General features: G+C 51.3%; 10 protein-coding genes and 4 pseudogenes. 13 read left to right on the top strand and 1 reads right to left on the bottom strand.

Annotated features, from left to right (window positions below):
• The first annotated feature begins 526 nt into the window (after positions 1-526).
• The 6 genes and pseudogenes from CBW42_RS13945 (at position 527) to tet(W) (ending at position 6,749) form a co-directional block, all read left to right on the top strand.
• Complete coding sequence (locus CBW42_RS13945; protein ID WP_242969897.1) at positions 527-955, top strand: PF20097 family protein; 429 nt, start codon at positions 527-529, stop codon at positions 953-955.
• Entirely contained in the window at positions 879-1,040 is a 162-nt protein-coding gene (locus CBW42_RS15505) for a PF20097 family protein (protein ID WP_407922983.1), read from the top strand. Before CBW42_RS13945 ends, CBW42_RS15505 begins: the two co-directional genes overlap by 77 nt.
• A gap of 462 nt (positions 1,041-1,502) precedes the next feature.
• Positions 1,503-2,288 (top strand): annotated as a pseudogene (locus CBW42_RS15085) (plasmid recombination protein); the annotation flags it as partial.
• Complete coding sequence (locus CBW42_RS15090) at positions 2,285-2,572, top strand: hypothetical protein (protein ID WP_231063609.1); 288 nt, start codon at positions 2,285-2,287, stop codon at positions 2,570-2,572. The pseudogene CBW42_RS15085 and the gene CBW42_RS15090, both read left to right, overlap by 4 nt.
• A 413-nt stretch (positions 2,573-2,985) precedes the next feature.
• Complete coding sequence (locus CBW42_RS13960; RefSeq protein WP_199488597.1) at positions 2,986-4,437, top strand: hypothetical protein; 1,452 nt, start codon at positions 2,986-2,988, stop codon at positions 4,435-4,437.
• 390 nt (positions 4,438-4,827) lie between these two features.
• Positions 4,828-6,749, top strand: a pseudogene (gene tet(W) / locus CBW42_RS13970) (tetracycline resistance ribosomal protection protein Tet(W)).
• 171 nt (positions 6,750-6,920) lie between these two features.
• Here tet(W) and CBW42_RS13975 read toward each other — a convergent pair.
• Positions 6,921-7,520, bottom strand: a pseudogene (locus CBW42_RS13975) (DUF4368 domain-containing protein); the annotation flags it as partial.
• Positions 7,521-7,937: 417 nt separating this feature from the next.
• Between CBW42_RS13975 and tet(40) the strand changes: the two are divergent.
• The 7 genes and pseudogenes from tet(40) to CBW42_RS14015 all read left to right on the top strand — a co-directional run bounded on the left by tet(40) (position 7,938) and on the right by CBW42_RS14015 (position 14,281).
• A pseudogene (gene tet(40), locus CBW42_RS13985) lies at positions 7,938-9,157 on the top strand (tetracycline efflux MFS transporter Tet(40)).
• A gap of 298 nt (positions 9,158-9,455) precedes the next feature.
• On the top strand, positions 9,456-9,722 hold the full coding sequence (locus tag CBW42_RS13990; protein WP_033119556.1) for a type II toxin-antitoxin system RelB/DinJ family antitoxin: 267 nt from the start codon (positions 9,456-9,458) through the stop codon (positions 9,720-9,722).
• Positions 9,715-9,993 carry a type II toxin-antitoxin system YafQ family toxin gene (locus tag CBW42_RS13995; protein WP_021632616.1) on the top strand — a complete coding sequence of 93 codons (279 nt, stop codon included), beginning with the start codon at positions 9,715-9,717 and terminating at the stop codon, positions 9,991-9,993. Before CBW42_RS13990 ends, CBW42_RS13995 begins: the two co-directional genes overlap by 8 nt.
• A 33-nt stretch (positions 9,994-10,026) precedes the next feature.
• Positions 10,027-10,509 (top strand): hypothetical protein, encoded by a 483-nt coding sequence (locus CBW42_RS14000; protein ID WP_076917214.1) that lies wholly within the window; start codon positions 10,027-10,029, stop codon positions 10,507-10,509.
• A gap of 38 nt (positions 10,510-10,547) precedes the next feature.
• Entirely contained in the window at positions 10,548-10,766 is a 219-nt protein-coding gene (locus tag CBW42_RS14525) for a PF20097 family protein (RefSeq protein WP_133241651.1), read from the top strand.
• Between the two features lie 286 nt (positions 10,767-11,052).
• Positions 11,053-12,300, top strand: a complete 1,248-nt coding sequence (locus tag CBW42_RS14010; protein WP_087022769.1) for a plasmid recombination protein — start codon at positions 11,053-11,055, stop codon at positions 12,298-12,300.
• 640 nt (positions 12,301-12,940) lie between these two features.
• Positions 12,941-14,281: a hypothetical protein gene (locus CBW42_RS14015; RefSeq protein WP_205703648.1), complete on the top strand. Its 1,341-nt coding sequence runs from the start codon at positions 12,941-12,943 to the stop codon at positions 14,279-14,281.
• The last annotated feature ends 27 nt before the right edge of the window (positions 14,282-14,308 follow it).

Here is a 14,308-nt window from a genome sequence, read left to right on the forward strand (position 1 = left end):
GGGTAACAGCATTCGGCTCGTCAACCTTGACTTCAAAGGGAAGTCCATGACACCTAAGTGCCTGTCGATAAAAAATACCCGTTGCCGTACTCAAATCCATTCCGAGGGAAGATGTGTATAAGAGACAGGGCTATACCTGTATAAGCCGCTAGGTTGTGTATCCACCCTTTGGAATTGGATGCCTGCCGGAAAGGATATTACTATGCACTATCAAAAAGTACTCAAGAGGTCGGTGCGGATAAAGTGCGCCGTACAGTCATGGGTGCGTTTCTTGTAGTTGCCGCAGATATAACAGTCCTGCTTGCGCTTCAGGCATCTTGAGTACTTTTTGATAGTGCATAGTAATATCNAGATGTGTATAAGAGACAGGTGTAGGCGAAACCATGTTGCGAAAGATGCGAAAGGAAGTTTCGCAATCAGCGAAAGTCAAAAAACCGCCATATATCAGCATTATTTAGGTGTTGAACGAAAGCAAGTTTCGCAACAGGCGAAAGCAAGTTGCGAAACTTGCGAAACTTTGATCGCTATGCTGCAGGGAGAATTAGACCGGAAAAGCGAGCAACTTGCTGTAAAGGACAAGCAGATCGAGGAACTGAACGCAAGGTTGGCGGAGGTCAGCTCGGCGTTGGTGACGGCACAGCAGACTGCGGCAGCGGCCCAGGCTCTCCATGCTGGGACAATGCATCAGCAGCAGCTTCTTCCGGCAAGTCCGGAGCCGATCAGCCGGAGCGTGAGACAGAACCGGTTCAAAAGCGTAGCTGGTTTAGTAGGTTCTTTGGGACTAAACAGAACGACAAATCGGGAATTTGTAGGGGTGATTAAAATGAAATGTCCGTATTGTGGTGAAGAAATGCAACTTGGTTGTATTCAATGCAGAGATGGTGTCTATTGGAGCGAAAAAGAACGAGTTATTGCGGCCTCAACATTGGTGGGGCAAGTCAATCAAACTCAATGAAAAGTCAATCGGTGGACCTTTTGGTGGAGCGTCTGCGGAGGCTTGGCTCTGCGAGAAGTGCAAGAAAATTGTCATTGAGTATTAAATTTCAGTTTATCGGTGGGATGAAGGTCGGGGAGCCGTCCGCAGRCRGSRGCAGCGCCCCTCCGGAGCTGGCAGAGCAGCAGGCACGAGCCGGCAGTGAAGCAGCTCCGGCAACCCCTCCCCTTTAGGGGCGCAAAGCACTTTCACACCGCTGCACCGATGGGGTGGCGGTGTGAAAGTGCTTTTGCGTTACTTTCTCACCAGAAAGTAACAAAGAGGTTGTTTTTAGCGGAAATTTATGATAAAATAGAGGACGGAAGAATAAGCGGAAAGGGGGCGATTTTATGGGAGTTACGATTTCGGGTATGACAGGTGCAGGGAGCATCCGGCACAACAACCGCAGCTTCTCAGCGGCGAATGTAGACCGGAGCCGGACGGAGCAGAACATTGTTTTCTGCAACGAGGATCTGAAGCAGGTCTATCATATGGTCTTTGATGAAGCTCTCKCGCAGCCTACAACGCAAAGAAAACCAAAACGAGAGATAAGATACCGGACTACTATGAGCATATCCGGCAGAGTAAACAGGAAAAGCTGTTCCATGAAGCGATCTTCCAGATCGGCAACATGAGCGACTGTGGGTGCGGTACGCCGGACGGAGAACGGGCGGCGGCAGCTCTGAAAGATTTTGCGGAGTCTTTTGCAGAACGCAACCCCCATCTGCGGGTGTTCAATATGGTGCTGCACATGGACGAGGCAACGCCCCATCTCCATGTCGATTTTATCCCTGTGGCAACGGAGCAGTCAAGAGGACTTTCTACAAGGGTATCTATGAAACAGGCATTGAAGCAGCAGGGGTTTGTCGGTGTCGGCAGAAAGCAGACCGAATGGGCGGCGTGGATGGAACGGGAGAAAGAAGCTCTGACGGAGATCGCCCAGCGGCACGATTTTGAAATTATCTCTCTCGGCACGAACAGACCGCACATGGACTTGCCGCAGTTCAAGGAAGCGGCTGCGAGGCTGGAAGCGGTGCAGCAGCAGACAGCGGCAGTAGAGCGGGAGGTTGCTGAGCTGGAACGGCAGCGGGACGCTCTGAAAGGCACTGTGCGGCTCTTAAAGGAGGCTGACAGGGTAAATGCACCCCTGCATGATATTCAGCCGGAAAAGACGCTCACAGGGGCAGTAAAGGGCGTGACGGTGGATCAGGTCGAGCAGCTAAAGAAAATGGCACTGCGCAGCGTGACGGATCGGCACAAGGTACAGGAGCTGACGGAGGAAAACACCGTCTGCGGTCACAGGTGCCGTCCATGAAGAAGCGGCTGGAAGAAGCGCAGCGGCAGCAGAGGCTTGAACAGGAAAACCGGAGGCTGCGCGATGAAAACTATTATCTGCAATCCGAGCTGCAGGAGGAACGCAGCTTCACCGAGCGTCTGACGGACGGCATCGGTCGGATGCTGGACTTCTTGGAAGAACACTTGCCGGAGCGTCTGCGTCCTCTGCTTGAAAAGGCGAGGGAGCTGCTGCCCGATCCGGAGATTGGACAGCAGCAGGAGCAACAGCAGCACCAGCGAGGAATGGGCGGCATGGAGCTGTAAAAGAAGCCTGTCCGGAGGGCTTGAAAATCTCTTTCGGACAGGCTATAATAACAACTGAAAATAGGGAATTGCTGTATTGATAATCTAAGCCCCCTGTAAGGGTACTCCCAACCTATATTTTTTCTCTCTGAAAGGGAGAAAGTCGGAGGGGAAAAGGGGGTGAGCGGAGGGGTGTTGGAAGTGTGGTAAACCTCGTTAGAGGTTTTCCAAGCCACTGTGGTAAACCCATCGGGTTTTCCATAGTGGCGGCACTTTCAATGCCCCTCCGCGAGGGGGAAAAGGGGAGGTGACTTTCTCTTTAAGGCGGCGTAGCCGCCGCTCTTTTGCTCCCCCTTTTCCCCCTTCCCGCCCGCAGGCGATCCCCGCCGCAGCGGATTTTCTTTTTGGTACTTTTTCTTTTGTGAGGTGGTAATATGACCGAGAATTATCGAGGCTGCTACGAGTATTTGAGCGCACAATATCCGGAGGTCGGAGGCTATGAGTTTTATAAAGAGCTGTTTCCGGACAATGAGAACTCCGGAGAACGGCACACGGATTTTTCCCATCCGAACGCTGTGTATCTGTATCGGGACGAACAGAGCGAGGATAAGAAGCTCCGGCGCAGGAAGATGTATAACGACACATGGGAACAGGATTACATGGAGTTTGTCGAGGGGAACAGCCTTACTTTGTGCAGCGGTCTTGCATATCGCAGAAAGGAGAACAGGCTGGAGAACGCCCAGCGGATGTATGCTCTGATCTTCGATCTGGATGGCGTAGGTCTTGCCGAGCTGCGCAACCTCTTTCTGCGCTTTGGCGGCGATCCGGAGCGAGTGCGCCGGTTGCCGATGCCGACTTTCCTTGTTCTGTCGGGGACAGGGCTGCATATCTACTATGTTTTCCAGCAGCCGATTGACCTATACCCGAATATAAAAATTCAGCTTAAAAGTCTGAAATATGACCTCACTTTCCGGCTATGGGAGTATGGCAGCACTTCGCAGGTCAAGGCGATCCAGTATCAATCCATCAATCAGAGCTTCCGCATGGTGGGCAGCATCAATGACAAGCATGGGACGGAGCTGGTCGCTTTCCGTACCGGAGAACGGGTAACGCTGGATTATCTGAACGCCTACGCAAAGCCAGAAAACAGGGTGGATGTCAATAAGCCTTTCAGCCCATCCAAAATGACACGAGCTGAGGCGAGGGAGGCATATCCGGAGTGGTATGAGCGTGTTGTTGTTAGAGGCGAGAAAGGACGCAAGAAGTGGGATATTGCCGGAAAGGTGCATGGTGATGATCCGTATGCGCTCTACCATTGGTGGCTGCGGCAGATCGGAGAGATAAAGGGCGGGCATCGGTATTTCTTTTTGATGTGCCTTGCTATCTATGCTTACAAATGCGGTGTGTCGAAGCAGCAGCTCCGGCAGGATATGAAAGAGGCTTTTGATGATCTGCAGATGGTGAAGCATGAGAACGCATTGACCGAGGAAGATATACGGAGTGCGCTGGAAGCCTACGACAAGGAGTATTACAATTTCACGATTTCCGATATTGAAGCTCTGACCGATGTTCGCATCGAGCGCAACAAGAGGAATGGTAGATCACAGAAAGAGCATTTGAAAAGAGCAAGGGCGGTGCAGGAAGTGGATTATCCTGGCGGCACATGGAGAAGAAAAGGGGCAGAAGAAAAGAAAGCGCAAGTCTATGCGTGGCGGCAGGAGCATCCAGAGGGACGCAAGGCCGATTGTCATAGGGACACCGGACTTGATCCGAAAACGATCCGCAAATGGTGGGACACCGTACCGGAGGGGCATATAACGGTCAAAATACGCCCATCACAGGCTTTGAGCGATCTGTTGGTGGAGGAATTTAAGAAAGGGCTGTAAACGCCCCAGAAACGCCCTACAAGGCGTTTTCGGGGCGGGTAAGGGGAAGAAAAATTTCTTTTAGGTACTTGCTTTCCTAAAACTGATGTGATACAATGATTTAATCCAGAAAAGGAGTAAAAAATATGCGGCAAGGTATTCTTAAATAAAACTATAATCAAATAGTGGGAACAAAGGATTATGATAGCTCCTTTTGTAGGGGCTTAGTTTTTTGTACCCAATTTAAGAATACTTTTGCCTTATCAATTTTGACATATCCCCAAAAACAGCAATCACAAACAGGTGTATGCTGTATATGTGTATGTCCGCAACTTATAATCCCCAGTGGTAAAAGTATTTTACTGCTGGGGATTTTTATGCCCTTTGGGGCTGTAAAGGGAGGACAATCACATGAAAATAATCAATATTGGAATTCTTGCCCATGTAGACGCTGGAAAGACGACCTTGACGGAGAGCCTGCTATATGCCAGCGGAGCCATTTCAGAACCGGGGAGCGTCGAAAAAGGGACAACGAGGACGGACACCATGTTTTTGGAGCGGCAGCGTGGGATTACCATTCAAGCGGCAGTCACTTCCTTCCAGTGGCACAGATGTAAAGTTAACATTGTGGATACGCCCGGCCACATGGATTTTTTGGCGCGGAGGTGTACCGCTCTTTGGCTGTTTTAGATGGGGCCATCTTGGTGATCTCCGCTAAAGATGGCGTGCAGGCCCAGACCCGTATTCTGTTCCATGCCCTGCGGAAAATGAACATTCCCACCGTTATCTTTATCAACAAGATCGACCAGGCTGGCGTTGATTTGCAGAGCGTGGTTCAGTCTGTTCGGGATAAGCTCTCCGCCGATATTATCATCAAGCAGACGGTGTCGCTGTCCCCGGAAATAGTCCTGGAGGAAAATACCGACATAGAAGCATGGGATGCGGTCATCGAAAATAACGATGAATTATTGGAAAAGTATATCGCAGGAGAACCAATCAGCCGGGAAAAACTTGCGCGGGAGGAACAGCAGCGGGTTCAAGACGCCTCCCTGTTCCCAGTCTATCATGGCAGCGCTAAAAATGGCCTTGGCATTCAACCGTTGATGGATGCGGTGACAGGGCTGTTCCAACCGATTGGGGAACAGGGGGGCGCCGCCCTATGCGGCAGCGTTTTCAAGGTTGAGTACACCGATTGCGGCCAGCGGCGTGTCTATCTACGGTTATACAGCGGAACGCTGCGCCTGCGGGATACGGTGGCCCTGGCCGGGAGAGAAAAGCTGAAAATCACAGAGATGCGTATTCCATCCAAAGGGGAAATTGTTCGGACAGACACCGCTTATCAGGGTGAAATTGTTATCCTTCCCAGCGACAGCGTGAGGTTAAACGATGTATTAGGGGACCAAACCCGGCTCCCTCGTAAAAGGTGGCGCGAGGACCCCCTCCCCATGCTGCGGACGACGATTGCGCCGAAAACGGCAGCGCAAAGAGAACGGCTGCTGGACGCTCTTACGCAACTTGCGGATACTGACCCGCTTTTGCGTTGCGAAGTGGATTCCATCACCCATGAGATCATTCTTTCTTTTTTGGGCCGGGTGCAGTTGGAGGTTGTTTCCGCTTTGCTGTCGGAAAAATACAAGCTTGAAACAGTGGTAAAGGAACCCTCCGTCATTTATATGGAGCGGCCGCTCAAAGCAGCCAGCCACACCATCCATATCGAGGTGCCGCCCAACCCGTTTTGGGCATCCATAGGACTGTCTGTTACACCACTCTCGCTTGGCTCCGGTGTACAATACGAGAGCCGGGTTTCGCTGGGATACTTGAACCAGAGTTTTCAAAACGCTGTCAGGGATGGTATCCGTTACGGGCTGGAGCAGGGCTTGTTCGGCTGGAACGTAACGGACTGTAAGATTTGCTTTGAATACGGGCTTTATTACAGTCCGGTCAGCACGCCGGCGGACTTCCGCTCATTGGCCCCGATTGTATTGGAACAGGCATTGAAGGAATCGGGGACGCAGCTGCTGGAACCTTATCTCTCCTTCATCCTCTATGCGCCCCAGGAATACCTTTCCAGGGCTTATCATGATGCACCGAAATACTGTGCCACCATCGAAACGGCCCAGGTAAAAAAGGATGAAGTTGTCTTTACTGGCGAGATTCCCGCCCGCTGTATACAGGCATACCGTACTGATCTGGCCTTTTACACCAACGGGCGGAGCGTATGCCTTACAGAGCTGAAAGGATATCAGGCCGCTGTCGGTCAGCCGGTCATCCAGCCCCGCCGTCCAAACAGCCGCCTGGACAAGGTGCGCCATATGTTTCAGAAGGTAATGTAAAGATAAGGGTTTTTATATTACCCCACCGAAAACGAGGCTTGAAAACCGCGCGAAATAAGGCTTTTTCACCCCCTAAATGTATATTGATGTGCGATAAAGAAGTAATAGAAGTGTAAAAAATTTTGCCGTTCCTATCCGGCACTTAGCTCTTGTGTCGGATAGGTCGGGCGGTTATTCGGGCAAGTCCACCTTGCCAACAAAAGAATAATAAATCTCAATGTCCTGTCTGCGGGTCTTGTTCTCGTCATAGCTGCACTCATGCACAACGATTTTCTCTACAAACTCCCGCAGCAGAGTAGGGGTAAGTTCTTCAAAGCTGGTATGCCGCCGGACAACATTCATAAACTTTTCTGCGTTCACGGTGGCTTCCTGTGCTTTGGAAAGCTCCGCTTGGATAGCGGCGGCTCTTTCTTTCAGCTCCCGTTGTTCTGCTTCATAGTCTGCCGACAGCTCTGTGAAACGCTCGTCTGATATGCGCCCGGTCACACTGTCCTCATACAGCCGCTTGAAGATAGCGGATAACTCGGCTATGCGTTTCTCGGTGGCTTCCAGCTCCTTTTTCTTGGCGGCGTTCCTGCGCTTGCCCCCGTCCTCGTTCTGCTCAATCAGGAGCTTCATAAACCGGGCTTCATGCTTTGCCGCATAGCTGGTCACTTTCCGCAGATTGGAGAGTACACCAGCGGTCAAGAGGTCGGTGCGGATAAAGTGCGCCGTACAGTCATGGGTGCGTTTCTTGTAGTTGCCGCAGATATAACAGTCCTGCTTGCGCTTCAGGCATCTTGAGTACTTTTTGATAGTGCATAGTAATATCCTTTCCGGCAGGCATCCAATTCCAAAGGGTGGATACACAACCTAGCGGCTTATACAGGTATAGCCTGAGGCTTCCCAACCAGCCAAAACATAAATCACCACCGAAAGGATTGACAGACTTTCTAAGAGGTATCGCCAGCCAGAAGGCCGGCTCCCAAGGAGGAAACGTCAATGATCCTGCCTTCAGTGATTATACCTCTATATTTTGTCTGGTGCATTAAGGAAACCTCAGACACGGTAAATATGTCCTATAACTTCTGATGGAGGGGAACTCCTCCTTCCGTTATATCTATATAGATTTATTAGATTGGACTTTGTAACTATTAACCAGTAGTCGTTCTTGACTACACCATTATTATACTAGGAGAATGTAACTTCATGTTTGCTAAAAATTCAAAGGCATATTCTGTCTACCTGCTGTTCCGATTTGTCTGTTCCCTGGCGGTTTCTATGTCCACAGTGCTTTCCATCGTGTACCACCTGGAGGTGGTGCAGCTGGATGCTTTCCAGCTTGTCCTGGTAGGGACGGTTCTGGAGACCTCCTGCTTTCTGTTCGAGATACCCACCGGTGTGGTGGCGGATTTGTATAGCCGTCGGCGCTCGGTGCTGATTGGAATGTTCCTCTACGGCCTGGGCTTTCTGATGGAGGGTGCGCTACCGTGGTTCGCGCCGGTTCTGCTGGCCCAGGTTGTCTGGGGTTGCGGTGATACCTTCATCACCGGCGCTCTGGAGGCGTGGATTGCCTCGGAGGAAGAGGACAAACCCATAGACAAGGTGTTCCTGCGGGGCAGTCAAATGGGGCAAATCGGCGGCGTTCTGGGCGTGGTGCTGGGCACACTGCTGGGAAACATAAACCTGCAAATGCCTGTCATCTTGGGGGCAGTTTGTGCTTGTTGTTGGGGCTGGTGATGGTTCGCATCATGCCAGAAACCAACTTCTCCCCTGCTATTGAGGAACGGCAGGGCTTGCTTAAAGACTTTGTCTGCCTGTTCAAGCTCAACCTGGGCTTTGTGAAAGGCGCACCTGTGTTGCTGGCGCTCTTAGCAATCACACTATGCGGGGGACTTGCCAGTGAAGGCTTTGACCGGCTCTCCACCGCTCATTTTCTGGATGACACGGTAATACCCGTTATCGGGCCGCTGAACAGCGTCACTTGGTTCGGTGTTATCAGTCTTATCGGCAACGGCTTAGGTATTCTGGCTTCTCAGTTGCTCATCGCCCGCATGGAGAAAAAAGGGACTGTCAGCCGAACCAGTGTGGTCATGTCCACCAGCGCCGGGTATATCCTGTGCCTGGTTCTCTTCGCGGTGGGGCGGAGCTTTTGGTTCATGTTGTTGGTGTTCCTGCTGGCGGGGCTTATGCGCACCATCAAGGAGCCTGTGCTGGCCGCCTGGATGAACGACCATGTGGATGAGAAAATGCGCGCCACAGTCTTTTCCACCAGCGGACAGCTGGACTCTTTCGGGCAGATCATCGGCGGGCCTATTGTGGGGCTGGTAGCCCAGCAGGTGTCCATACCCTGGGGGCTGGTCTGTACCGCTTTCCTGCTGTTGCCCGCGCTGTTCTTAGTGCCGGTGGSGGGAAAGAAGCGGGATTGATATGGCATAGTTAAGTTTACTGACGAGCGGGAGATTACTTCCGCTCGTCTTCATTTAGTAGCGCAAAATTTGAGGACTCTTTATTTCCTTATTCGGTATAGCGGAGGCGGCTGTCAATTCGACATAATTTTCTTGTGATACTTTACCGTACATGAGCATTCACGCTGCGGTGTTAGCATATAGAAAGCACTGTTCATAGAAAAGTTGCAAAAAAACATTTGCAATGCACTTGCAAATGTCACGAATATTGAATATAATATTAGTGCAAGCTAAAAATGACGAGGAAAGGAGTGCTATTATGGCTAAAGGAAATATGACGATAAGAATGGAGCCGGAGCTGAAAGCACAGGCGGCAGCTCTCTTTAAGTCCCTCGGAATGGATTTGAGTACGGCAACGGGTATTTTTTATCGACAGGCACTTAGGTGTCATGGACTTCCCTTTGAAGTCAAGGTTGACGAGCCGAATGCTGTTACCTATGCGGCGATGGAGGCGGCAGAAAAGGGAGAGGATATGTATGGTCCGTTTGATAGCGTTGCAGATCTGATGGAGGCGCTGAATGCTTAAGCCGGAGTTTTCGGGGCAGTTCAAACGAGATTACAAGCTTGCGATCAAGAGAGGCTGCGATCCGAAGAAGTTGGAGGAAGTGATCACGCTGTTGTGTAACGAGCAGCCGTTGCCGGAGGCGTATCGAGATCATGCTCTCACTAATTCCAGAAATTATAAGGACATGAGAGAATGTCACATCGAGCCGGACTGGCTGTTGGTCTATAAAGTTGTTCGGCAGACTTTGATTTTGAAATTGATAAGGACGGGATCTCATAGCGATTTGTTTTGAGATTAACTCCGGATGAAAGAGTGGTGATGATATTTGGCGGGTGTAATAACGGAAATTGCAATAGAATGTGGCGTGTCGGAACAGGCAGTTCGTGCATGGTGTAGGCGAAACCATGTTGCGAAAGATGCGAAAGGAAGTTTCGCAATCAGCGAAAGTCAAAAAACCGCCATATATCAGCATTATTTAGGTGTTGAACGAAAGCAAGTTTCGCAACAGGCGAAAGCAAGTTGCGAAACTTGCGAAACCACTTTGATCGCTATGCTGCAGGGAGAATTAGACCGGAAAAGCGAGCAACTTGCTGTAAAGGACAAGCAGATCGAGGAACTGAACGCAAGGTTGGCGGAGGTCAGCTCGGCGTTGGTGACGGCACAGCAGACTGCGGCAGCGGCCCAGGCTCTCCATGCTGGGACAATGCATCAGCAGCTTCTTTCCGGCAAGTCCGGAGCCGATCAGCCGGAGCGTGAGACAGAACCGGTTCAAAAGCGTAGCTGGTTTAGTAGGTTCTTTGGGGACTAAACAGAACGACAAATCGGGAATTTGTAGGGGTGATTAAAATGAAATGTCCGTATTGTGGTGAAGAAATGCAACTTGGTTGTATTCAATGCAGAGATGGTGTCTATTGGAGCGAAAAAGAACGAGTTATTGCGGCCCTCAACATTGGTGGGGGCAAGTCAATCAAACTCAATGAAAAGTCAATCGGTGGACCTTTTGGTGGAGCGTCTGCGGAGGCTTGGCTCTGCGAGAAGTGCAAGAAAATTGTCATTGAGTATTAAATTTCAGTTTATCGGTGGGATGAAGGTCGGGGAGCCGTCCGCAGACGGCAGGGGCAGCGCCCCTCCGGAGCTGGCAGAGCAGCAGGCACGAGCCGGCAGTGAAGCAGCTCCGGCAACCCCTCCCCTTTAGGGGCGCAAAGCACTTTCACACCGCTGCACCGATGGGGTGGCGGTGTGAAAGTGCTTTTGCGTTACTTTCTCACCAGAAAGTAACAAAGAGGTTGTTTTTAGCGGAAATTTATGATAAAATAGAGGACGGAAGAATAAGCGGAAAGGGGGCGATTTTATGGGAGTTACGATTTCGGGTATGACAGGTGCAGGGAGCATCCGGCACAACAACCGCAGCTTCTCAGCGGCGAATGTAGACCGGAGCCGGACGGAGCAGAACATTGTTTTCTGCAACGAGGATCTGAAGCRGGTCTATCATATGGTCTTTGATGAAGCTCTCGCAGCCTACAACGCAAAGAAAACCAAAACGAGAGATAAGATACCGGACTACTATGAGCATATCCGGCAGAGTAAACAGGAAAAGCTGTTCCATGAAGCGATCTTCCAGATCGGCAACATGAGCGACTGTGGGTGCGGTACGCCGGACGGAGAACGGGCGGCGGCAGCTCTGAAAGATTTTGCGGAGTCTTTTGCAGAACGCAACCCCCATCTGCGGGTGTTCAATATGGTGCTGCACATGGACGAGGCAACGCCCCATCTCCATGTCGATTTTATCCCTGTGGCAACGGAGCAGTCAAGAGGACTTTCTACAAGGGTATCTATGAAACAGGCATTGAAGCAGCAGGGGTTTGTCGGTGTCGGCAGAAAGCAGACCGAATGGGCGGCGTGGATGGAACGGGAGAAAGAAGCTCTGACGGAGATCGCCCAGCGGCACGATTTTGAAATTATCTCTCTCGGCACGAACAGACCGCACATGGACTTGCCGCAGTTCAAGGAAGCGGCTGCGAGGCTGGAAGCGGTGCAGCAGCAGACAGCGGCAGTAGAGCGGGAGGTTGCTGAGCTGGAACGGCAGCGGGACGCTCTGAAAGGCACTGTGCGGCTCTTAAAGGAGGCTGACAGGGTAAATGCACCCCTGCATGATATTCAGCCGGAAAAGACGCTCACAGGGGCAGTAAAGGGCGTGACGGTGGATCAGGTCGAGCAGCTAAAGAAAATGGCACTGCGCAGCGTGACGGATCGGCACAAGGTACAGGAGCTGACGGAGGAAAACACCCGTCTGCGGTCACAGGTGCCGTCCATGAAGAAGCGGCTGGAAGAAGCGCAGCGGCAGCAGAGGCTTGAACAGGAAAACCGGAGGCTGCGCGATGAAAACTATTATCTGCAATCCGAGCTGCAGGAGGAACGCAGCTTCACCGAGCGTCTGACGGACGGCATCGGTCGGATGCTGGACTTCTTGGAAGAACACTTGCCGGAGCGTCTGCGTCCTCTGCTTGAAAAGGCGAGGGAGCTGCTGCCCGATCCGGAGATTGGACAGCAGCAGGAGCAACAGCAGCACCAGCGAGGAATGGGCGGCATGGAGCTGTAAAAGAAGCCTGTCCGGAGGGCTTGAAAATCTCTTTCGGACAGGCTATAATAACAACTGAAAATAGGGAATTGCTGTATTGATAATCTAAGCCCCCTGTAAGGGTACTCCCAACCTATATTTTTTCTCTCTGAAAGGGAGAAAGTCGGAGGGGAAAAGGGGGGTGAGCGGAGGGGTGTTGGAAGTGTGGTAAACCTCGTTAGAGGTTTTCCAAGCCACTGTGGTAAACCCATCGGGTTTTCCATAGTGGCGGCACTTTCAATGCCCCTCCGCGAGGGGGAAAAGGGGGAGGTGACTTTCTCTTTAAGGCGGCGTAGCCGCCGCTCTTTTGCTCCCCCTTTTCCCCCTTCCCGCCCGCAGGCGATCCCCGCCGCAGCGGATTTTCTTTTTGGTACTTTTTCTTTTGTGAGGTGGTAATATGACCGAGAATTATCGAGGCTGCTACGAGTATTTGAGCGCACAATATCCGGAGGTCGGAGGCTATGAGTTTTATAAAGAGCTGTTTCCGGACAATGAGAACTCCGGAGAACGGCACACGGATTTTTCCCATCCGAACGCTGTGTATCTGTATCGGGACGAACAGAGCGAGGATAAGAAGCTCCGGCGCAGGAAGATGTATAACGACACATGGGAACAGGATTACATGGAGTTTGTCGAGGGGAACAGCCTTACTTTGTGCAGCGGTCTTGCATATCGCAGAAAGGAGAACAGGCTGGAGAACGCCCAGCGGATGTATGCTCTGATCTTCGATCTGGATGGCGTAGGTCTTGCCGAGCTGCGCAACCTCTTTCTGCGCTTTGGCGGCGATCCGGAGCGAGTGCGCCGGTTGCCGATGCCGACTTTCCTTGTTCTGTCGGGGACAGGGCTGCATATCTACTATGTTTTCCAGCAGCCGATTGACCTATACCCGAATATAAAAATTCAGCTTAAAAGTCTGAAATATGACCTCACTTTCCGGCTATGGGAGTATGGCAGCACTTCGCAGGTCAAGGCGATCCAGTATCAATCCATCAATCAGAGCTTCCGCATGGTGGGCAGCATCAATGACAAGCATGGGACGGAGCTGGTCGCTTTCCGTACCGGAGAACGGGTAACGCTGGATTATCTGAACGCCTACGCAAAGCCAGAAAACAGGGTGGATGTCAATAAGCCTTTCAGCCCATCCAAAATGACACGAGCTGAGGCGAGGGAGGCATATCCGGAGTGGTATGAGCGTGTTGTTGTTAGAGGCGAGAAAGGACGCAAGAAGTGGGATATTGCCGGAAAGGTGCATGGTGATGATCCGTATGCGCTCTACCATTGGTGGCTGCGGCAGATCGGAGAGATAAAGGGCGGGCATCGGTATTTCTTTTTGATGTGCCTTGCTATCTATGCTTACAAATGCGGTGTGTCGAAGCAGCAGCTCCGGCAGGATATGAAAGAGGCTTTTGATGATCTGCAGATGGTGAAGCATGAGAACGCATTGACCGAGGAAGATATACGGAGTGCGCTGGAAGCCTACGACAAGGAGTATTACAATTTCACGATTTCCGATATTGAAGCTCTGACCGATGTTCGCATCGAGCGCAACAAGAGGAATGGTAGATCACAGAAAGAGCATTTGAAAAGAGCAAGGGCGGTGCAGGAAGTGGATTATCCTGGCGGCACATGGAGAAGAAAAGGGGCAGAAGAAAAGAAAGCGCAAGTCTATGCGTGGCGGCAGGAGCATCCAGAGGGACGCAAGGCCGATTGTCATAGGRCTGTSTMTDAKAGTATSMSTTACAGAGCTGAAAGGATATCAGGCCGCTGTCGGTCAGCCGGTCATCCAGCCCCGCCGTCCAAACAGCCGCCTGGACAAGGTGCGCCATATGTTTCAGAAGGTAATGTAAAGATAAGGGTTTTTATATTACCCCACCGAAAACGAGGCTTGAAAACCGCGCGAAATAAGGCTTTTTCACCCCCTAAATGTATATTGATGTGCGATAAAGAAGTAATAGAAGTGTAAAAAATTTTGCCGTTCCTATCCGGCACT

Origin of the sequence: Butyricicoccus porcorum, from assembly GCF_002157465.1 — a bacterium.
In the GTDB taxonomy this organism is placed as follows: domain Bacteria; phylum Bacillota; class Clostridia; order Oscillospirales; family Butyricicoccaceae; genus Butyricicoccus_A; species Butyricicoccus_A porcorum.

What these genes read in the sequence shown, in the direction of transcription:
- CBW42_RS13945 (WP_242969897.1), top strand. Translation starts at nt 527, where the DNA reads ATGCTGCAGGGAGAATTAGACCGGAAAAGCGAGCAACTTGCTGTAAAG.
- CBW42_RS15505 (WP_407922983.1), top strand. Translation starts at nt 879, where the DNA reads ATGGTGTCTATTGGAGCGAAAAAGAACGAGTTATTGCGGCCTCAACAT.
- CBW42_RS15090 (WP_231063609.1), top strand. Translation starts at nt 2,285, where the DNA reads ATGAAGAAGCGGCTGGAAGAAGCGCAGCGGCAGCAGAGGCTTGAACAG.
- CBW42_RS13960 (WP_199488597.1), top strand. Translation starts at nt 2,986, where the DNA reads ATGACCGAGAATTATCGAGGCTGCTACGAGTATTTGAGCGCACAATAT.
- CBW42_RS13990 (WP_033119556.1), top strand. Translation starts at nt 9,456, where the DNA reads ATGGCTAAAGGAAATATGACGATAAGAATGGAGCCGGAGCTGAAAGCA.
- CBW42_RS13995 (WP_021632616.1), top strand. Translation starts at nt 9,715, where the DNA reads ATGCTTAAGCCGGAGTTTTCGGGGCAGTTCAAACGAGATTACAAGCTT.
- CBW42_RS14525 (WP_133241651.1), top strand. Translation starts at nt 10,548, where the DNA reads ATGAAATGTCCGTATTGTGGTGAAGAAATGCAACTTGGTTGTATTCAA.